Origin of the sequence: Longimonas sp., assembly GCF_046498435.1 — a bacterium.
GTDB lineage: Bacteria > Bacteroidota > Rhodothermia > Rhodothermales > Salinibacteraceae > Longimonas.
Window position 1 is genome coordinate 1 of sequence record NZ_JAWOAR010000066.1, and the last position, 18,712, is coordinate 18,712.

Consider the following 18,712-nt stretch of genomic DNA (forward strand, 5'->3'; position numbering starts at 1 on the left):
TTTCGCGCATTGTGTACACCGACATCAGCCGCGATGGCACCATGGAGGGGCCCAACGTGCAGGCATATCGCACGATGGGCGCAGCGCTCTCAACGACGAAGGTAACCGCCTCGGGCGGCGTGGGAGCGCACAAAGACCTGCTTCGGATCCAGACGCTGGCGCGCTACGGTGTCGACTCGGTGATCGTGGGCAAGGCGCTCTACGAGAATGTCTTTCCCTGCCAGCAATTCTGGGGCTGGAACCAAAAAGACGAGATCGACCTCGACACCTTCTCCACCGCCCCACTGCGTGATCCTTCGGTGTTGCAGTGATGCATCTGCAATCGTCTTCTCCATTCACGAAGAAGCACACAGCCCCATGCCACCGTCTGTCTCATACCGCGATCGCATACAAGTCCGCTCGGATGTACATTTCGGCAAGCCCTGCGTGGCCGGAACCCGCATTCCCATCACGGACGTGCTGGAGTTGGTTCAGGAAGGGATTCCGTTTGATCAGATCACTACAGAATACTATCCTGATTTGGTTGAGAATGACGTGAGAGCATGCGTCTGGTATGCTACGGAGATGATCAAGACAGAGGAAACCCACATTGTGGCCCCGTAGCCCATGCAATTTCTTGCCGACCAGGATGTATACGCAACAACGGTTGACTGGCTTCGCAGTCATGGCCACAACGTTGAAACAGCGCGATCGCTTGGCATGCAAGAGGCCACGGATCTTTAACTTCTCAGGCGTGCAAGCCAACTGAACCGTATCATGGTTACCCGCGACAAAGATTTTGGGGCGTTGGTTTTTCTGCTTGGAGTCGGTAGCACCGGAGTCATTCTGCTTCGCATGTCGCCTTTGACTGTTGACGCCGTACACGCCACACTGGACGCACTCATCACGTCGCGTAGCTCGTCCGACTTTCAGCATACATTCTGCGTTGTCGAGCCCGACCGTTATCGAATTCGCACGATTCCAGCCGGATAACCAACCTCCACCCGTCCATCCCTCCACCCGTCCATCCCTCCAAACAACATGCCCTTAGCCAAACGCATCATTCCGTGCCTCGACGTCGATGAAGGCCGCGTCGTGAAAGGCGTCAACTTCGTGGATCTGGTCGATGCCGGAGACCCGGTTGAGCAAGCCCGCTTCTACAACGAAGCCGGAGCCGACGAGCTCGTGTTTCTGGACATCACGGCCACCCACGAAGACCGCGCTATCATGCACGACGTGGTGCGCCGCACCGCCGACGAAGTGTTCATTCCGCTCACGGTAGGCGGCGGGATTCGCACGGTAAGCGACATGCGCGCTATGCTGCACGCCGGCGCCGACAAGATTGCGATCAACTCCGCTGCGGTCAAAACGCCAGACGTCATCACCGAAGGGGCCGAAGCCTTCGGCTCGCAGTGCATCGTTGTTGCGATTGATGCGCGGCGGCGCGAGGACGGCGACGGCTGGGAGGTGTTCGTGCATGGCGGACGCAAGCCCACCGGGCTCGACGCGCTCGAATGGGCCGAAGAGGCCGAGCGGCGCGGCGCGGGCGAACTGCTCGTCACGTCCATGGACCGCGACGGCACCAAGTCCGGCTACGACAACGCGTTGCTACGCGCCATCAGCGAGCGCGTGCGCATCCCCGTCATTGCCTCGGGCGGGGCCGGGTCGCTGGAGCACCTGCGCGACGGCCTCCGCGACGGCAACGCCGATGCCGTACTCGCCGCCTCCATCTTCCACTTCCGCGAGTACAGCGTGGAAGAAGCCAAGACGTTCTTGCTCGACGCCGACCTCCCGATTCGCCCCATTCGCACCGTTCCCACCTCCCACTCATGAATCCTGCTCGCCTGTTGCGTATTGGCGCGTTCACGTTCGTCCTTATTGGGGGGGGCATCACCGCCTGGCTGATCGACAAAGCCATCCGCTACCCCGATATTCGAGCCGCGCAGTTCGGATTTGAAGCCCCGTATTGGCCCGCGCTGATCGCGTTCGTGATGCTGTGCACCGGCATCGGGGCGTATATGCAGCTTCGAGCAGCGCGGCGTGTTGAGGAGGGCGAAGACCTGTATGCCCAGCGCCACCGACGGCATCCTTCTGAAAAGTACCCTGATGAGTACCCGGATCAGAAGGAATAAGCCCGAACCTTCATTGCTTTTGCACGGTATGGGATGTCGTATCTGTATCATCGGGTTTGTAGCACCAGCACACCGTTTCTATGCCCATCGACACCCTGAAAGCATCGAAACGCCTGAAGGCACTCGGCTTCAGTGAGGAGCAAGCCGAGGGGCTTACCGATCTCTTACGGGATGCGGAAGCCGCCGCTGCAACCAAAGACGACCTCGACGCCCTGGAGCGCCGCGTCGACGAGCGGTTCAACCGCATCGAGGAGCGGCTCGATGCCCAGAAAGAGGACACCGATGCACGCCTCAATGCCCAGAAAGAGTACATCGAAGCCCGCTTCGATGGTCAGAAAGAGTTCATCAAAGCTCGGTTTGATGCCCAGCGCAAAAACACCGACGAACGATTTGCCCAGGTGGATGCACGCTTCGATACCCTGGAGCGAAGCATCGATGATCGCTTTGACCGCGTTGACGAGCGGTTTGATACTCTGGAGCGAAGCATCGATGATCGCTTTGACCGCGTTGACGAGCGGTTTGCTCAGGTAGATGCGCGCTTCGATATGCTGGAGCGGAGCATGGATGAACGCTTCGCCCAGGTAGATAAGCAGTTTGCCCAGGTAGATAAGCAGTTTGCCCAGATGGATCAGCGGTTTGATACCCTGGAACGGAGCATAGATGAACGCTTCGCCCAGGTGGACCAGCGCTTCGCTCAAGTAGATCAGCGCTTTGCCCAGGTAGACAAGCGCTTCGACGAGGCCGATGCGCGCGAGAAAAACCGGTTTCAGCAACTGGAGGCTACGGTCAAGAACTACGTCACCTCTCGTGTCATGTGGGCGTTTGGGCTCTTGGCTGTGTATATCACGCTGCTGCGGTATTTCGGCATATAATGACGGAAACACCCCTATCTCGCCACATACCATCTGTCATCTCCGCCAAACCTGCATATCTTCATCACCTAAGGGGTGGACAGCGCCCTTTCTGACTTGTATCTTAGGTGATGCGTGTACCCTCGGTCCCTTCGAGGTGCTGCGTGCACGACTCTGTTCCCGTTTGTTTATCTCACAGCGCACCCTCTCTGATTATGGCTGACACCCCGACCACCGACATTCAAGACCTCCTTGGCAGCGAGGCCGAAGACCTGCTCACACACGAGTGCATGATCGACAAAGAACAGTTGCACCTGCCCGGCGGCGACTTTGTAGACCGCGTCTGGAAAGACTCCGACCGCAACCCGCGTGTGCTTCGCAACATGCAGGCACTGTTCGATCATGGACGCCTCGGCGGCAGCGGCTACCTGTCGATCCTGCCGGTCGACCAGGGCATTGAGCACTCGGGCGGCGCCTCCTTCGCTCCAAACCCGATGTACTTCGACCCGGAGAACATCATCAAGCTGGCTATGGAGGCCGGATGCAACGGCGTGGCCACCACGTACGGTGTGCTCGGCAGCATGGCCCGCAAGTATGCCCACAAGATTCCGTTCATCCTCAAGTTCAACCACAACGAGCTGCTCTCGTACCCGAACACGTACGACCAGACGCTCTATGCCAGCGTCGATGCCGCGTTCGATATGGGATGCGTGGGCGTAGGCGCGACCATCTACTTCGGTTCGGATGAGTCGCCCCGCCAAATTGAAGAGGTTTCACGTGCCTTTGAGCGTGCCCACGAACTGGGCATGTTCACGATCTTGTGGTGCTACGTGCGCAATAGCAACTTCACAATCGAGGGCGACAACTATGAAGCCTCTGCCGACCTCACCGGCCAGGCCAACCACATCGGCGTCACCATTGAAGCCGACATCGTGAAGCAGAAGCAGCCTACGCTGAACGGCGGCTACCGCGCGCTCAACATGGGCGACTCCAGCTACGGCAAGCTCGACGAGCGCATCTACTCGAAGCTTTCGGGCGAGCACCCCATCGACATGACGCGCTATCAGGTCATGAACAGCTACATGGGGCGCTGCGGACTCATCAACTCGGGCGGTGGCTCGGGCAAAAATGACAAAGCCCAGGTGGTACGCACGGCGGTTATTAACAAGCGTGCGGGCGGTATGGGCCTGATCACCGGTCGCAAAGCCTTCCAGCGCCCAATGGACGAAGGCGTTGAGGTCGTGCACGCCCTGCAAGATGTCTATCTCGATGATAGTGTTACCGTGGCGTAGCGCGCTTGCGGTTCGTACACTTGTGCTGCGAATGCACTGCTGTACCCTGCGCCCCGTGTGGCCTCCGCCCGTTTTCGGGGGATGCGCACGGGGCGTCGTGGTACGCGTTTCTGTTTCACCTCAAACCTTGCTGCTTCCCCATGGCGACTGATGCTCCGACGGCGCACTATCCTGACTGGGCCCGTGAGCTGGGCCAAAAGTATCTCACGAAAACCATCTCCACGTTTCTGCTGCACGGCGACGTGCGCGACGTCATCCGCACCACCAATCCGGATACCGGCGCGTCTACGTATGTGCCGCTCTCGCGCTTTCTGACGGACGACCTGTTTGCTGCGCGCGACCTTATTGTGCAGTACGACCGCTCGTCGGGGCTGCACTTTCCGGATAAGGCCTCGCAGCGCGACTTTAACCGCGCGGTGTCGGGCTACGATAGCATTTTTGGGACCGACTATCAGCGCAAGCTTCCCAAAGAGCCCACGCGCGTGTTTGCGCTGCTGGAGAACTACTTCCGCCTGCGCCTCGCCAAAGGCAAGCGCATGGCCTGCATCATCGACTATGCCGAAACGATCGTGCCCATGGCCGAGGCCGCCATGTATTCGGCGGAAGACCGGCAGGCGCTCGTTTACCTGCAAAAATGGGCGCGCGACCCGCTGCTTCTGGATCACGACTTTACGCTCTGCCTCGTCACTGAAAACCTGACCGACCTGAACCAGCAGCTTGTGCAGAGCCCGCACACCGCTGAGATCCAGGTACCCATTCCCGACGATGAGGCCCGCACCGAATACGCACAGTGGTACATTGGCGACCGCACCGACGCATACGCTGAGCACGCCGAGATGCCCCCCGACACGCTGGGCGATTCAACCTCGGGGCTGAACCTCACGCAACTCCGCACGATCCTCGCCGATGTCCTCGAAAACAAGAATGCTCTCACGTTCGAGCGGCTCTCCGAACTCCGCAAAGACTTTATCGAGGCGGAGGCGTACGGTATGCTCGAGTTTGTGGATACGGACTTCTCGCTTGATGACGTAGCCGGGCATCGCGAAGCCAAAACGCACCTGCGCCAGGCCGCCCGCGCCCTCCGCGCCAACCGTCCTGATGTGATGCCCATGGGTTACCTGATCTGTGGGCCGGTGGGATGCGGAAAGACGTTCCTCATCCGCTGCTTTGCGGGCGAAATTGGCATCCCGATGGTCAAACTCAAGAACTTCCGCTCGCAGTGGCAGGGCGTGACGGAGGGGAACCTGGAGAAGATCCTGAATCTGCTGGAAGCGATGACCCCCGTCGCCGTTATGATCGACGAGGCGGATGCTGCCCTCGGAAACCGCAACGCGCAAGGCGACTCGGGCGTGTCGCAGCGTGTGTTCAGCCAGATCGTTTCGTTCATGAGCAATCCGAAGCATCGCGGGCGCGTCCTGTTCTTCCTCATGACCGCCCGCCCCGATCTTATGCCGGTGGACCTGAAGCGACAGGGCCGCGCCGAGGAGCACTTGGCGCTCTTCTATCCGCACACTCGCGAAGACCGCGAAGAGCTCCTCCAGATCATGATGAAACGCACCGGCGTGTCGCTTCCTCTCGACGACGTACCCGACCGCCTGCGTACTGGCGACCGCACATTTAGCGGAGCGGACATGGAGGCCATCATGACCCGTGCGTCCTTTCGGGCGGCCGCCGAAGGCACTGAAGTGACGCCCGAGATTCTGGAAACGACTGTGCAGGATTTCATCCCGCCCACGTATCCCCAAGAAATCGAGCTCCAGACGCTGGCTGCTGTTTTGGAGTGTACGAGCAAGGCTTTGCTCCCTGAACCATACCGGTCGATGGAGCGCTCAGAGGTGGTACAGCGTGTGGAGAATCTAAAACTGCAGCGTTGAGAAAAGACTAAGCTTGCGGGTCGGATTCGTCGTTTTCGTTGTCTGCACCGGCGGCCATGTCGAACATGGAAACCCCTTCGTCTGGATTTTTTCTTGAGGTAGGCTCCGGGGGCTCCAGGGTTTTGAGCTTGTCGTTATTCTTGAGCAGTTCCTGGATCTGGGTGCCGGCATCGTAGCGGGAAGCAGAGGACCTGTCTTGGTCGCTCTTCTCTTCCTCGCGCATCAGACGTTGGAGGCGGTCGCTGGCTTTTCGGAGCCGATCGGCTGCCGAATAAGTGTCTGGCCCGCCGCCTTGGGTATCCTCGGCGTTGGTAGGCTGTGGAGCAGGGTTGGCACTCGGAGGCGGCGCGCCCTGCGGACGTGAGGAGTCGGTCTTTTTGTCCTGCACATCAGCTTCTGGCGTGGATTGCTCGGTCTGGGTCTTGTCCTCTGCCGATGTGTTCGAGGCGTTCAAGTCAGGGGGAGCTACCTCGGGGTGTCGGTGCATTTCGATGAGGTGGGCGACCACCTCATCCACCGACTCGTTATTCTTTTTCGCCTGCGTAACCAGCCACGACCATAACCGCCGGGGCAGGGTAATGTCGCGCGTGTCTAACGCATTCAGGGAGTTTTGCATGTCGGTCGAGGGCATATCAGACAAGGCGCAACCAGGAAAACCATTACGAATAGGGGATACGAAGGCATTTGGCCTTCGGCAGCATTCTTCTGTTTAGATCCTGCTGTTCAGCGGATGCTATCCGAGGGAATACATCTTGTGGAAGCTATTTTTGAGTGGAAGCGCGTGGCGAGTTGGACGCTGAAGGCTCGGTCTTAGCATCAGACGCTTCGCCCGATGCCTCGTCTATCGTCTGGACAGTTCCGTCCATTGTTGTTTCCGATCCGTTGTCTCCATCAGCGGTAGACGTGGGGGCTGTTTCGATGGTGGGACGCAACTCGCTGGCTGTTTCGTTGAGCAGGGCTGCTGCTTTCCAAAGGAGCAGTGTGGTCCGGCGCGATACTAGGCTGGCCTCTTTACGCCACACGTCTTGGTTTGCCACACGCCCTGGGTCAATGTTTCCGGGGTCTTCGATAAGCGTACGGGCGGCCGTTTGTTTGATTACTGCAAGTGCATCTTGTACGCCTCGTAGCCGCTCGTGCGCCTCGGAAGTAACACGTACAAGTGCAGCCAAGTGATCGTTTAGTTCGCGGTCGGTCATACAGTTGAATCAAAAAAGAAACAAAAGAGCACGAGTAATGAAGATGGGTGAAAAATGTGTGTGGGGACTTACCAGCAAGCATCCCCCAAATGCCTGGCACGGGACGCCTGCACACAGACGCTACGAGGCCAGACGCTACGAGGCCAGACGCTACGAGGCCAGACGCTACGAGGTAGTTTGGGCGTTATCCCACATGGAGGCCACCGTTTCGCTACGATAGCTATCACCTGCGAGCGTGGCCCGGATGGCGCGGATATACTCGTTCGGTTTGCCCTTCATGACATAGCCCTGCGCTCCGGCCCCATGGGCGGCCTCTACATATGCCTCTTCGGCATGCCCCGACAGAATGAGGCATACAAGATCCGGATGGGCTTCACGCAGCCTATGTACCAGTTCGATACCACTCATGCCTGGTAGTGCTACATCGACAAGTACCACATCGGGGGGAGCCGAGGCCTCTGTTAGGTCGTTGAGTGCCGCTTCGCCGCTGTCGGCTGTGCCCACCACCTCAAAATCTTCTTCCGAAGACAGGTAGGTGCGCATGGAAGAGCGCATCAGGTCTTGATCTTCAACCAGGTAAATTGCGTAAGCCATGAGGGTATGTGTTTGGTGAATGGAAATACACAAAGGTGAGTACAGGCGTCGAAAGCGGCACAAGAGACGTGGAACCGGTGCGGTGCACATCTCGGCAGTACTACACTGTCGAATTACGATGCAGGAGGGGTGGAGCCATCCGGGTGGAGTGCATCAACGGGCAATTGAATGGTGCAATGGGTCCCCTCGCCTGGTTTGGCTTTAACCTGCAACGTTCCGTCGATTGAGCGAAGGCACTCGCGGGCTTTCCATAGACCGCTGCCCTCCGTGCTTCGTTGCAAGGCCTCGCTTGGGTCAAAACCTGTTCCATCGTCAACTACATCTAAATGCAGCGTATGGTTGTGCGTGTACACGTGCACCCGTGCTGCCTGCACGTTGGCATATTTGCACGCATTGAGCAGCAGTTCGCGCGTTACGCGGAACAGCACAGTGCGTACTTCTTCTGCACAGGAGATGCCCTCCGTCTGATCTTCGAGTTCAACAGTAAAAGCATGGCGCTTTTTGAGGTGCGAACGCAACCATTGCAGCGCCTCGATAATGCCATCACTTTCAAGCACAGGAGGCGCAAGGTCCAGAGTCAGCTTGCGCGCTGCATCAATCGCCTCGTTCATCAGCTGATCGACCTGCTCTGGCGAAACGAGTAAGGCATCCAGGTCGCCGGTTCCATCCAGGCCATCAAGAAGCATGCGCAGTTGCACCTGGATGCCATACAGGTACTGCAGCAGATCATCGTGCACGGCACTGGCAATCTGCGACCGCTCGCGTTGTTCAGCCATGGTGAGCGCTGTCGAGAGTTTGCGCAGCTTGGTGGTACGGGCTTCGACCTTCGCCTCCACCTGAGTCTCAGCCTTTATGAGCTTTTCTTGTACCTGTTTGCGCTCGGTGATGTCGAGCAAGATACCGTCGAGCCAGCGCACCGAGCCGTCGTCGGCAAACGAGGGCCGCCCATTATCTTGTACCCATCGGATCGACTCGTCGTTGCTTCGAATGCGGTATTCAACCCGGTAGTAGCTGCGGTCCTCAATGGCAGTGCGCACCGCGCAGCGGATCCGATCGAGATCTTCGGAGAGGACAACGTCCTTGAATGATCGACCGGCGGGGTCGAGCGTATCAGGGGCTAAGTCGCAGATATGTTTAAATCCCTGGCCCATGTAAAGGGAGGTCCAGGCGGTATCGTAGGTACACCGGTACACAGCCCCCGGTAGCCGGTTTACCAGTTCGTGTAGATCAGCTCCGCCGCGTGGGCTGTAGTCTGCGCCGGAAGACATGGTTTTGGAAAGGGCTTTATCGGAGGAGGCAGACGAGGTAGAGCCCCTATCGTGGTCAGACCGATGCGATGATGCAGACGAGGGCGTGTCGGGGTGCTTCATAGCATCTTGGGGAAAGAGGTACGGCAGGGCAGAACAGGGGACTGTATGAGGCGGCACTCATGCAGCAGGCAAGAATACGTAGAAGGCGGTGCCTTGGCCTTCTGCTGAACGCACGGTAATAGCGCCATTCATTGCCTCGGTAAGTTCTTTGGCAACGGTAAGTCCAAGCCCGCTACCCGTACCACGGTCGCCGCGCACGTACGGTTCAAAAAGGTCCGCGCGCATGTCCTTGGGAATGCCAGGCCCGGTGTCGGCAATGGTGAGGCGTACGGTGTTTTCCCGTTGCAGCGAGGTAGCATCGTGGCCGCCGGGTACTACAGGAGGAGGGGTCGCCCCCGACTCAGCATACACCGTGACACCGTCTTCGGCATTGCTGTAGTTGATGGCATTTGCAATCAGATTGTCAACCACGCGGCGTAGCGACTCGGTGTGCACATCGGCGCGTAAGGGATCCGCTGTAATTTCGCTGTATAGTGTAATGTGCTGCTGTTCAGCATGCAGTTTAATGGCCGAGATAGACGACTGCACGACTGTTCGTACGTCGTGTACTTCGGTGTCCATTGGCAGTCCGTCGTTCTGAAGCTGGGCCAGATCCATCAGCGAACTGGCCATGCTTTGCAACTGCGTAGTGGCCGACTGAATGTTGTCGACATACTCGGGTGCCGTTTCGTCGGCCTCTGACCGTAGCAGTTCCGACTGCATGTTAATCACGCTAAGGGGCGTTTGGAGGTCGTGGGCTACGCCAGCTACGAACCGTGATTTGGAGGCGTGAGCCTCTTCTGCCGCTTGCTTTGCTTCTTGGAGGGCTTGCTCGTACTTCTTGCGCTCGGTTACATCGCTGAAGTAAACCGACATGCCCTCTCGAAACGGATAAGCATGTACTCGAAACCAGCTGTCGAGCGGTGGAAAGTACGCCTCGAACTGAATGCTGCGTTCTTCTGCCATCACTTTTTTGTAACGCTCGTAGAACGCCAGATCGACCGCGCCAGGAAAGGCGTCCCAGATGTTGGTGCCAATCAACTCTTCCCGGTCGCGCCGCAGCCATTTTTCGGCTTTGCGATTGACGTATGTGAACGTCCAGTTATCGTCTAGCGCAAAGAACGCATCTGTAATGCTCTCCAAGATGTCTTCGTGGTAGCGGTACCCCGCGCGCAGTTCCAGTTCATCAACCGCAATGGCCGCCAGGTCTTCTAACTGCTTGATGCGTTTGGGGTCGGGCGTACGTGGCTCCGTATCCATCACGCAGATCGATCCGAGGCGATAGCCGTCTGATGTTTTCAGCGGCACGCCCGCGTAGAAGCGGATACCCTCTGTATCTTTCCCCGCATCTTCCGTATCGGTGACCGACAGTTCGCCCGTTACGAGTGGGTTGTTGGCGAACCGTTCGTCGGTGTGGGCATCCTCTACGACCATAGGGCCATCGCTTTTTACATTGTGCACGCAGAACGAAAGATCGAAGCCGACCTCTGGAGGGTGCTTCTCCCCGACGTAGGACTTGGTCCACTGCCGGTGATGCCCAATGAAGTTGATGTACGCATTCGGCACGTCGAACAGATCGGCAGCCAAACGCGTGAGGCGGTCGAAAGCTTCCTCTGGAGGAGAGTATACGCTCTGGTAGCGCCGTAGCGCAGCCAAACGGGCATCGTTAGCTACGTCGAAGTGGGAGGACGGCGATTGCTCAAGGTCGAGCTTTACGATAGACCGTTCCGAACCAGACGTTTCGGTGTGGGGGGCAGGCATACGGCAAGGATGGATGGCATGACACGTAATGTTATGCCCCTTTACCCTGTAAGCCGAACGCTTGTTTATAACATTCTTGTGCTTCGTTTTCTCTGGATCCAAAGAGGGTATCGAATCAGCAACAGTACTGCTCTGTCAAGGATAATTTTTCGGGTTGTGTGATAGTATGGAATCCCTCCCCCTAAATCCCCCTCCTCTGAGGGGGACTTGGGAAGGGGCCCCTCACAGTTCCTTCCTCCCCGGGGAGGAAGGGTAGGATGGAGGGGAAAATACGCATCTGAACCCAACCTTTCGAACCCAACCTTTCAGGGTTGACAGAGCAGTACATGACTGGGGCGTCGGCCAATGCGTAGTGATTATATTTCAGATGTCGGCACCTCCTCCAGTCCGGTGCCCTGCAGGGGAGCGGTATGGCAAGACTGCAATCGGATTTGGGATAAGCAGGATAGGCAACGGCGTGTGGCGCCAATATCACCATATTGTTACTCGCTGCCTTCGTGCTGTCATGAACGTCCCTGATATTGCTACGGGTAGCTCCTATGTTATGAAGCGGTCTCCTCTAACGCACTCCACTACGACGTTCACACACGCCCCACCCTCATGCTCTCTTCCTGGTTCGTACGCCCCGTAGCCCGTGCTGCACTGCTGGTGGCTGTGCTCCTCGCCCTTCCTCTTCAGTTGGTTTATGCGCAGTCTGATACGGACCGCCCCGCGGTAACTCGTACACTGGCGTTTGAGAATGCCACGGTCGTAAGCGCTCCTGGTACGGAGCAGACAGGGGTTACGGTGGTGGTGCGTGATGGCGTCATTCGCGCAGTAGATGCAGAGGCGGACATTCCGTACGATGCGCGCGTCATCGAAGCCGACTCGCTGTATATCTACGCGGGATTTATCGATGGCTTCTCGCAGGCGGGCATCGACATGCCCGATACCGATGACGACGACACCGTTGAGGATCCGGGTAATCCGCCGCCCGAACGAGCCGGGGTGCAGCCCGAGCGGCGCGCAACCGCGTTCTTCGATCCTACAGCGGGTCGCGTTGAGCAGCTGCGGGCCCAAGGCTTCACGGCTGCACACGTTGTGCCGGAAGGGCGCATGCTGCCGGGGCAGGGGGCGCTTGTGTCGTTCCATGGGGCCGATGCCGAAGCCGCAACGCTCGTAGATAAGCTGAGCCAGTTCGCCCAGTTTCGGGGGGCCCGTGGCTCGTGGCCCAATGTCGTTTCGCCCAGCACAACCATGGGCGTCATTGCTATGATGCGCCAGGTGATGCGGGAAGCCGACCGCCGCCAACAGCTCGAAGCAGCGTACGATAGCGACCCCCAGGGCCAGCCTCGTCCCCCACGCGATGACGCTCACACAGCGCTCATGCCTGCTGTTTCGGGCGAGCAGCCCCTTGTCTTTGCCGCGCCCTCTGCGCTTGATATCCATCGCGTACTCGACCTGAAGCAGGAACTGGGCTTCCCGCTTATGCTGGCCAACCTGAAAACCGGTTTTGAAGCGGTAGACGCGCTCGAAGAGGCCGATGCCCCGCTCTTTCTCTCGTTGGATCTGCCTGAGCCCACCGAGTTGCCCTCCGACACCACCGATGCGGAGCGCCCTGACCCCGACCCGGTGTTTCAGGTAGGCCCGGGCCTCGAACTCGATCGCGAGCGTACCAACCTGATGCGCCGCTTGCGTGCAGAGCAAGAGCGCCATATCAGCCAGGCCGTTACGCTGCACGAGGCAGGCCTCACGTTCGGGCTCACCACGCACGACACCTCCCCCGGTGATGTGCACGACCGCTTGCGTACTCTGCGCGACAGCGGCATGCCCGAAGATGCGCTGCTCGCTTCCCTCACAACCGTACCTGCCGAAGCCTTCGGGGTAGACCGCCAACTTGGACGCGTTGCACCGGGCTTCATTGGCAACCTCGTGGTTACGGATGCCCCGCTCTTCGATGAAGACACGAGCATCCGCCACGTGGTGGTAGACGGTCACCTGTACACGCAAGACTCCAGCGATGAAGGCGAAGTTACGGGTGATGTAGAGGCTGTCGTTGGAGCATGGACGATGACGCTTGAAACCCCACAAGGTGAAGTCGACATTGACGTTACCCTTAGTGGGGATGCAGAGGGCTTAAGCGGCACCGTCGTTGGGCCCGACGGCTCCGAGGAGCAACTGGAGTCGATCTCGTTCGACGGCGAAACCCTCTCGTTTGTCGTGCCCGGTAGCCAAATGGGCGACGCCCGCGTATCCGGCACGGTCGAGAATGACGCGTTTGATGGCCGTATGTCGGCCGGCGGCATGAGCCTCGACGTCACCGGACAGCGCACGCCGCCCGAGCGATAGCATCTGTCTGGCCTCTTCCCTTTTGTTTTTGCACTCTCGCCCCGAATCCCCCTATGCGAACTGTTTTCCTTCTTTTGTTTAGCTTTGGCCTGGTGTGGACGAGCACCGCACAGCCCGGTCCTGACCGCTTGCGCGCCGATGCGCCGAACAGCGTGCTCATCCAAAATGCCACGGTGCACACCGTAACCAATGGCACGCTCGAAACCACCGATGTGCTGGTGCAAGACGGGCGCATTGAGTCGATTGGCACGGATCTCGCTGCGCCGGGTGGGGTGGACACGTATGATGCCACCGGAATGCACCTGATGCCTGGCATTATCGACGCCCACTCGCACATTGCGATCTCGGATGTGAACGAGGCCACCAGCCCCGTCACATCGCAGGTTAGCGTTGGAGATGTTCTCGACCCCTACGATGTGCGTATCTATCGTGCCCTGGCTGGAGGCGTAACGACCTCGCACGTGATGCATGGCTCTGCCAACGCCATTGGCGGGCAGAACGAAACCATTAAGCATCGCTACGGCATGACGAATCCTGATGCGCTGCGCATGGACGAAGCCCCGCGTACGATCAAGTTTGCGCTAGGTGAAAACCCGACTCGCGTGCATGGGGAAGGCAGCAACATTGTGCCGCGCACACGCATGGGCGTGGCCTCGGTGATCCGCGAAGCCTTTACCGAAGCCCAACGCTATCAGGCGCTTAAGGATGCGCACGAGGCCGGCGAGCGAGATGCCCCACCGCCGCACAGCGAGCGCCTGGACGTAATTGCGGACATCCTCAGTGGCGAGGTGATGGTGCACGCGCACTCCTACCGCGCCGACGAGATCCTGATGCTGATGGATGTGCTTAGCGACTTCGATGTCGATGAAATCACGTTTCAGCATGTCAACGAAGGGTTTAAGGTCGCTCCAGAGCTGGCCGAGTTTGGCGCGGGCGCGTCGATTTTCTCGGACTGGTGGGCCTATAAGTTCGAGGTGTATTACTCGACTGCTTACAACGCGGCGGTGCTTGCCCGAAATGGCGTCAACACCTCCATCAACTCGGACTCGCCCGACCTGAACCGCCACCTGTATCATCAGGCTGCAAAGGCACAGCGCTACGGCGAACTGGACGACGAGGAGGCGCTTGCACTTATCACCATCAATGCCGCCGAGCAACTGGGCATCGACGACCGGGTGGGCTCGATCGAAGAAGGCAAAGACGCCGATCTCGCCCTCTTTAGCGAGCACCCGCTGTCGATCTACGCGGTGCCGCAGCGCACCTACGTGGATGGCATCGTCCGCTTCGACCGCGACGATGACCCCGACGACATGCGCCTGCAGGTCGATCCAGAATCGGTGGTCGAAGAAACGGTGGTCTGGCACGACACGGGCACCCGCCACGGCGCCTGCATGCAACAAGCTGGTAGCACGCACCTGCACGCTACCGAAACGGGGCTGCATCTGCACGACTAACGCGCACCTGCTGCCTCCGCGCTCTTTCTCTCGCTTTTGACCCACCCCTCATGCTTCGATTCGTAACCTGCTTGCTGAGCCTGACCCTGTGGATCCCCACGCTTAGCCATGCCCAGAATGCACCCGCCCAGCGCACCGACATTGCCATTACCAACGCCCGGCTCGTCACCGTATCCGACGGTATCATCGAAAACGGCACGCTCGTTATTCGGGCCGATACCATTGCCGCGCTTGGCTCCGACGTGGAGATCCCAGACGACGTAACCACCCGCCACGATGCCGAAGGCCACGCTGTGTATCCGGGCTTCATCGACAGCGGCACACGCCTCGGGCTTGTGGAGGTGAGCTCGCTCTCTGAAACTCAGGACTACGACGAAATTGGCGATCTGACGCCACATATGGACGCGCTAACTGCCGTAAACCCCAACTCCGTGGCCATTCCCGTCACCCGCGTAGACGGCGTCACCACGGTCATTGCCGAGCCCAGCGGCGGGCAATGGCCCGGACAGGCGGCGCTCATTGACCTGATCGGCTACACGCCTGAGCAGATGCACGTAGATGGCGTGCGCTATATGGTGCTGAACTTTCCTTCCACCGGGCGCCGCGGCACAAGCGATACGCGCTCGGAAGATGAGATCGAAGAGGAAGCGCAAGAGGCGCTCGACGAACTGAATACGCTCTGGGACGATGCTACGCTCTACGCAACGATCCAGTCGCGAACGGGCGAAGCCGGGCATCTGCCCGAGTATGCTCCGGCGTACGACGCGCTCGTGCCCGTTGTAACTGGCGAACAGCCCATCATGCTGAAGGTCGACAAGGCGGATGATATTTTGGATGCACTGGAATGGGCCGAGGAGCGTGAGATTCTGGATCAGATCGTACTGAGCGGGGTCTCTGAGGGCTGGCGTGTGGCGGATGCGATTGCGGATGCCGACGTGCCGGTGCTTACCGGGCCAGTCATTGCACTGCCCACCCGCGCCTCTGACCGCTACGATGCACCCTACGCCAATGCCAGTCGCCTGCACGACGCGGGCGTAACGGTGGCGCTGCGTACGGGCGAGGCCAGCAATGTGCGCAACCTGCCCTTCCATGCCGGATTTGCCGCTGCGCATGGCCTGAACCCGGAGGCCGCCCTCGAAGCGATTACGCTGACCCCCGCCCGCATTTTTGGCGTCGATGACCAGTTGGGCTCGCTCGAAGTAGGCAAACAGGCCACGCTGTTTGTGGCCGACGGCGATCCGTTCGAGCCGGCCACCCAGATCACGCGGCTGTTCATTAATGGATACGACGTACCGCTCGAATCCCGCCATACTGACCTCTACGACGAGTTCTTGAACCGCTCGCCAGGGCTGGAGAAGTAGAGGCCTTACGTAAGACCGAATGCTTTTGGTATTGCCTGCATCATGAGGCATTGCCAAAAAAGAAAAAAAGAGTTCGGGTAGCGCGTAGATCTTAAGTGATAGCCCTTCTGATAAAACCTTTGCTGAGGCGAACGGTCCCCCGTTCGCCTGCCTCGGGCAGCGCTTCCAGTGCCGAAAGCGTCCGGCACAGGCTCTCCGGCTACAGGCTCACCCTTTCCATCACTTAGCATTGAACAGCTACCAGAGTTCGTTTAAAACAGTCGTTTCAACACAAAAACGCCTGCCGTGCGGGATGCACAGCAGGCGTTTAGTGGTTGGATGGAGCCGGTGCCACGAGAAGCCGTGGCCGCGTGTTTACGATTCCGGAATCACCTGGATGTCGAGCGTAGCATCCACATCCGAATGCACTTTCACGTTGGCCTTATACGCACCAATCACGCGGATGTCTTCATGCAGCTCAATGTCGCGGCGGTCGATTTCGAAGCCGCGGTTGGCGAGCTCTACCGCAATCTGCTGTGTGGTGATGGTGCCAAAGATGCGGTTGTCCTCGCCCACCTTGGCGGTGAAGACGACCTGCATTTCTTCGAGCTCCTGCGCCACGCGCTCGGCCTCTTCCTTTTTGGCAGCAACCTTACGCGCTTGCTGGCGCTGCTCCTCTTTCAGTTGATTGATGGCACCCTGGGTGGCCATGCGAGCCATGCCCTGTGGAATCAAATAGTTGCGTCCGTATCCGTCGGCCACTTCGTGGACTTCGCCTTTCGAGCCCAGGTGGTCAACGTCTTGAAGTAGAATAACGTCCATAATGTGCTAAAATGAGTAGTGGTCAACAAGCAAGAACCCCGGTGTGCCCTATCGCACGTTGTCGGAGACGTACGGCAGCAGCGCCAGGTGACGAGCGCGTTTGATGGCGCGTGTAATTTGGCGTTGCACGTGGGCGGGTACATCGCCTACGCGACGGGGCAGAATCTTGCCCTGGTTGTTCGTAAACTGCTCCAAGAACTCGGTGTCCTTGTAGTCAACGTACTCAACGTGTTCAAAATCTTGGTCGTTACGAGCCATAACAGTGAATCGGAGAATCAGGATACAAAAAACGAGACCGCCGGATGCAGCATTTGGGCGCATCCTCAAGACACTTACGCATCTTCAGCAGCTTCTTCGACCGCCGACGTGTTCTGCTGGCGCTCGTAGTGGCGGATCATCTTCGCGTCCATGCGAAGCGTAAGGTAGCGCAGGATCTGGTCGTTCAGCTGCAACTGGCGTTCAAGCTGCGGCACGACCTTGCCTTCGGCCTTGAAGTACAGGTTCACGTAGTAGCCGCTGCGCTTTTTGTCGATCTCGTAGGCGAGGCGCTGGTTGCCCCACTCGTCGACATATTCCAGCGTGCCGTGCTCGCGGATGAACTTATTGACGGAGTTGACGATGTCGTCAACCTGATTCTGCTGAGCTACCCCACTGATGATGTAGGTCAGCTCGTACATGTTTTCGGAAGCCATAAGAGAAATTTATCCCTGTGGAATGAAACGGATGTTCACGCCCCGGTGCGCAGTTCTGCAGTGCCAAAACACAGATGCAGAACCCGTCGGAGCAGGGATCACAGCCATCGCACTCAGTCTGTAAACACCGATCTGCGATGCATTGTGACAGCGTATACATACCGCGCCTCGTGCAGAATGTGGCTTCCATGCATTGAAATAGCCACGAATTGGATGCTCGGGAGCTCTGTGCCTTCTGAACGCATAGCACAACGCGTTCTCGGAGAACGTTTTCAACCAACTGGAATATCACCGATAAAGAAAGCGCCTGACTCTGAACAAATTGAGGTTTTCCATGCAGAGGAGTTACGCACTTGACCCGAGGGGCGCCATTTCCTGCCTGTGGACGGGGCAGAGCCCCTAAACGACGGCGTCACGAGGCAGAGCCTCGCGACGAGATGACATTCGTGAATTGCAACTGCGTAAGTCCTGATGCAATTGACTACCGTTGAGTCAAGTATGATCCACGCCGTTGGGTACGATGACGATGCCAGCGAGTTGGAGGTGGTGTTCAACAGCGGAGGTGTTTATCGCTATCAAGATGTGGATAAAGAAACGTACGAGGAGTTGCTTGAAGCCGATTCGAAGGGTCGGTTCATGCGTGCGCATGTGATCGACGTGTACCCGTACTACAAAGTAAGTTCGTAGAAACGTTAAAAGTTAAAGCAATATGGCTCAAAGAAAACAGACGAAGGGAAAATGCACCTTTTGTGAGCGAGAAATGACAAAGGGCGGCTTAACGAGGCATCTGCCTTCCTGCACGGCACGGCAAGATGCGATCGAGGAAGCGGCTCAAAAGCAGGAGGAGGCCAAGCAAGACCTGTATCACCTGCAGGTCTACGCTGCCCGGAGCACGGACTTCTGGCTTCATCTGGAGATGAAAGGATCCGCAACATTGCAAGATCTGGATGCCTACCTGCGGTCCATCTGGCTGGAATGCTGTGGGCATCTAAGCCGGTTTTCGAGAGGCGGTTGGGGAAGTGCGGAGATCTCGGAGAGCAAGCGGGCC

At 58.4% G+C, this 18,712-nt stretch carries 19 protein-coding genes and 2 pseudogenes; 13 read left to right on the top strand and 8 right to left on the bottom strand.

Annotated elements, in window-relative coordinates:
• The 8 genes and pseudogenes from R6U20_RS02775 to R6U20_RS02810 all read left to right on the top strand — a co-directional run.
• Nucleotides 1-311 (top strand): HisA/HisF-related TIM barrel protein (locus R6U20_RS02775; protein ID WP_410336348.1); only part of this gene is annotated, 311 nt, incomplete at its 5' end.
• Nucleotides 312-357: 46 nt separating this feature from the next.
• Nucleotides 358-603 (top strand): DUF433 domain-containing protein, encoded by a 246-nt coding sequence (locus tag R6U20_RS02780; protein ID WP_410336349.1) that lies wholly within the window; start codon nucleotides 358-360, stop codon nucleotides 601-603.
• A 3-nt stretch (nucleotides 604-606) separates the two neighbouring features.
• Nucleotides 607-972, top strand: a pseudogene (locus tag R6U20_RS02785) (DUF5615 family PIN-like protein).
• Nucleotides 973-1,020: 48 nt separating this feature from the next.
• On the top strand, nucleotides 1,021-1,812 hold the full coding sequence (gene hisF / locus R6U20_RS02790) for an imidazole glycerol phosphate synthase subunit HisF (RefSeq protein WP_410336350.1): 792 nt from the start codon (nucleotides 1,021-1,023) through the stop codon (nucleotides 1,810-1,812).
• Nucleotides 1,809-2,111, top strand: a complete 303-nt coding sequence (locus R6U20_RS02795; protein WP_410336351.1) for an ABC transporter permease — start codon at nucleotides 1,809-1,811, stop codon at nucleotides 2,109-2,111. Before hisF ends, R6U20_RS02795 begins: the two co-directional genes overlap by 4 nt.
• 80 nt (nucleotides 2,112-2,191) lie before the next feature.
• The gene (locus R6U20_RS02800; protein ID WP_410336352.1) at nucleotides 2,192-2,983 is read left to right on the top strand and encodes a hypothetical protein; all 792 of its coding nucleotides are present in this window, start codon (nucleotides 2,192-2,194) and stop codon (nucleotides 2,981-2,983) included.
• A gap of 194 nt (nucleotides 2,984-3,177) precedes the next feature.
• Nucleotides 3,178-4,254: a class I fructose-bisphosphate aldolase gene (locus tag R6U20_RS02805; RefSeq protein ID WP_410336353.1), complete on the top strand. Its 1,077-nt coding sequence runs from the start codon at nucleotides 3,178-3,180 to the stop codon at nucleotides 4,252-4,254.
• 140 nt (nucleotides 4,255-4,394) lie between these two features.
• Nucleotides 4,395-6,128 (top strand): ATP-binding protein, encoded by a 1,734-nt coding sequence (locus R6U20_RS02810; protein ID WP_410336354.1) that lies wholly within the window; start codon nucleotides 4,395-4,397, stop codon nucleotides 6,126-6,128.
• 7 nt (nucleotides 6,129-6,135) lie between these two features.
• Here R6U20_RS02810 and R6U20_RS02815 read toward each other — a convergent pair whose 3' ends face one another.
• From R6U20_RS02815 to R6U20_RS02835, 5 genes are all read right to left on the bottom strand, one after another.
• Nucleotides 6,136-6,744: a hypothetical protein gene (locus R6U20_RS02815; protein ID WP_410336355.1), complete on the bottom strand. Its 609-nt coding sequence runs from the start codon at nucleotides 6,742-6,744 to the stop codon at nucleotides 6,136-6,138.
• 145 nt (nucleotides 6,745-6,889) lie between these two features.
• Nucleotides 6,890-7,324 carry a hypothetical protein gene (locus R6U20_RS02820; protein ID WP_410336356.1) on the bottom strand — a complete coding sequence of 145 codons (435 nt, stop codon included), beginning with the start codon at nucleotides 7,322-7,324 and terminating at the stop codon, nucleotides 6,890-6,892.
• 165 nt (nucleotides 7,325-7,489) lie between these two features.
• Nucleotides 7,490-7,918: a response regulator transcription factor gene (locus R6U20_RS02825; protein WP_410336357.1), complete on the bottom strand. Its 429-nt coding sequence runs from the start codon at nucleotides 7,916-7,918 to the stop codon at nucleotides 7,490-7,492.
• A gap of 113 nt (nucleotides 7,919-8,031) precedes the next feature.
• The gene (locus tag R6U20_RS02830) at nucleotides 8,032-9,288 is read right to left on the bottom strand and encodes a PAS domain-containing protein (RefSeq protein ID WP_410336358.1); all 1,257 of its coding nucleotides are present in this window, start codon (nucleotides 9,286-9,288) and stop codon (nucleotides 8,032-8,034) included.
• Nucleotides 9,289-9,345: 57 nt separating this feature from the next.
• Nucleotides 9,346-11,028, bottom strand: a complete 1,683-nt coding sequence (locus tag R6U20_RS02835; RefSeq protein WP_410336359.1) for an ATP-binding protein — start codon at nucleotides 11,026-11,028, stop codon at nucleotides 9,346-9,348.
• 600 nt (nucleotides 11,029-11,628) lie between these two features.
• On the opposite strand from R6U20_RS02835, the gene R6U20_RS02840 reads away from it, so the two are divergent.
• Genes R6U20_RS02840 through R6U20_RS02850 form a run of 3 tightly spaced genes read left to right on the top strand, consistent with a single transcriptional unit; the run spans nucleotide 11,629 to nucleotide 16,171 of the window.
• Nucleotides 11,629-13,356 (top strand): amidohydrolase family protein, encoded by a 1,728-nt coding sequence (locus tag R6U20_RS02840; RefSeq protein WP_410336360.1) that lies wholly within the window; start codon nucleotides 11,629-11,631, stop codon nucleotides 13,354-13,356.
• A 53-nt stretch (nucleotides 13,357-13,409) separates the two neighbouring features.
• Nucleotides 13,410-14,810 (top strand): amidohydrolase family protein, encoded by a 1,401-nt coding sequence (locus R6U20_RS02845; protein ID WP_410336361.1) that lies wholly within the window; start codon nucleotides 13,410-13,412, stop codon nucleotides 14,808-14,810.
• A 50-nt stretch (nucleotides 14,811-14,860) separates the two neighbouring features.
• Nucleotides 14,861-16,171, top strand: a complete 1,311-nt coding sequence (locus R6U20_RS02850) for an amidohydrolase family protein (protein WP_410336362.1) — start codon at nucleotides 14,861-14,863, stop codon at nucleotides 16,169-16,171.
• A 354-nt stretch (nucleotides 16,172-16,525) separates the two neighbouring features.
• Here R6U20_RS02850 and rplI read toward each other — a convergent pair whose 3' ends face one another.
• The 3 genes from rplI to rpsF form a co-directional block, all read right to left on the bottom strand.
• The gene (rplI, locus tag R6U20_RS02855; RefSeq protein ID WP_410336363.1) at nucleotides 16,526-16,972 is read right to left on the bottom strand and encodes a 50S ribosomal protein L9; all 447 of its coding nucleotides are present in this window, start codon (nucleotides 16,970-16,972) and stop codon (nucleotides 16,526-16,528) included.
• A 48-nt stretch (nucleotides 16,973-17,020) separates the two neighbouring features.
• A complete protein-coding gene (gene rpsR, locus R6U20_RS02860) occupies nucleotides 17,021-17,230 on the bottom strand; it encodes a 30S ribosomal protein S18 (protein ID WP_410336364.1) in 210 nt (69 codons plus the stop codon).
• A gap of 74 nt (nucleotides 17,231-17,304) precedes the next feature.
• Nucleotides 17,305-17,664, bottom strand: coding sequence for a 30S ribosomal protein S6 (rpsF, locus tag R6U20_RS02865; protein WP_410336365.1), 360 nt, complete (start codon nucleotides 17,662-17,664; stop codon nucleotides 17,305-17,307).
• Between the two features lie 471 nt (nucleotides 17,665-18,135).
• Between rpsF and R6U20_RS02870 the strand changes: the two genes are divergently transcribed.
• Nucleotides 18,136-18,351: a KTSC domain-containing protein gene (locus R6U20_RS02870; protein ID WP_410336366.1), complete on the top strand. Its 216-nt coding sequence runs from the start codon at nucleotides 18,136-18,138 to the stop codon at nucleotides 18,349-18,351.
• A gap of 73 nt (nucleotides 18,352-18,424) precedes the next feature.
• Nucleotides 18,425-18,712, top strand: a pseudogene (locus R6U20_RS02875) (hypothetical protein); the annotation flags it as partial.

Bases quoted from the DNA above. Each gene is read 5' to 3' on its own strand.
- R6U20_RS02805 (WP_410336353.1), top strand. From the start codon at position 3,178: ATGGCTGACACCCCGACCACCGACATTCAAGACCTCCTTGGCAGCGAG.
- R6U20_RS02870 (WP_410336366.1), top strand. From the start codon at position 18,136: ATGCAATTGACTACCGTTGAGTCAAGTATGATCCACGCCGTTGGGTAC.
- R6U20_RS02840 (WP_410336360.1), top strand. From the start codon at position 11,629: ATGCTCTCTTCCTGGTTCGTACGCCCCGTAGCCCGTGCTGCACTGCTG.
- R6U20_RS02845 (WP_410336361.1), top strand. From the start codon at position 13,410: ATGCGAACTGTTTTCCTTCTTTTGTTTAGCTTTGGCCTGGTGTGGACG.
- R6U20_RS02810 (WP_410336354.1), top strand. From the start codon at position 4,395: ATGGCGACTGATGCTCCGACGGCGCACTATCCTGACTGGGCCCGTGAG.
- R6U20_RS02825 (WP_410336357.1), bottom strand. From the start codon at position 7,918: ATGGCTTACGCAATTTACCTGGTTGAAGATCAAGACCTGATGCGCTCT.
- R6U20_RS02820 (WP_410336356.1), bottom strand. From the start codon at position 7,324: ATGACCGACCGCGAACTAAACGATCACTTGGCTGCACTTGTACGTGTT.
- rplI (WP_410336363.1), bottom strand. From the start codon at position 16,972: ATGGACGTTATTCTACTTCAAGACGTTGACCACCTGGGCTCGAAAGGC.
- R6U20_RS02800 (WP_410336352.1), top strand. From the start codon at position 2,192: ATGCCCATCGACACCCTGAAAGCATCGAAACGCCTGAAGGCACTCGGC.
- rpsR (WP_410336364.1), bottom strand. From the start codon at position 17,230: ATGGCTCGTAACGACCAAGATTTTGAACACGTTGAGTACGTTGACTAC.
- R6U20_RS02850 (WP_410336362.1), top strand. From the start codon at position 14,861: ATGCTTCGATTCGTAACCTGCTTGCTGAGCCTGACCCTGTGGATCCCC.
- R6U20_RS02815 (WP_410336355.1), bottom strand. From the start codon at position 6,744: ATGCAAAACTCCCTGAATGCGTTAGACACGCGCGACATTACCCTGCCC.
- R6U20_RS02835 (WP_410336359.1), bottom strand. From the start codon at position 11,028: ATGCCTGCCCCCCACACCGAAACGTCTGGTTCGGAACGGTCTATCGTA.
- R6U20_RS02780 (WP_410336349.1), top strand. From the start codon at position 358: ATGCCACCGTCTGTCTCATACCGCGATCGCATACAAGTCCGCTCGGAT.
- R6U20_RS02830 (WP_410336358.1), bottom strand. From the start codon at position 9,288: ATGAAGCACCCCGACACGCCCTCGTCTGCATCATCGCATCGGTCTGAC.
- R6U20_RS02795 (WP_410336351.1), top strand. From the start codon at position 1,809: ATGAATCCTGCTCGCCTGTTGCGTATTGGCGCGTTCACGTTCGTCCTT.
- rpsF (WP_410336365.1), bottom strand. From the start codon at position 17,664: ATGGCTTCCGAAAACATGTACGAGCTGACCTACATCATCAGTGGGGTA.
- hisF (WP_410336350.1), top strand. From the start codon at position 1,021: ATGCCCTTAGCCAAACGCATCATTCCGTGCCTCGACGTCGATGAAGGC.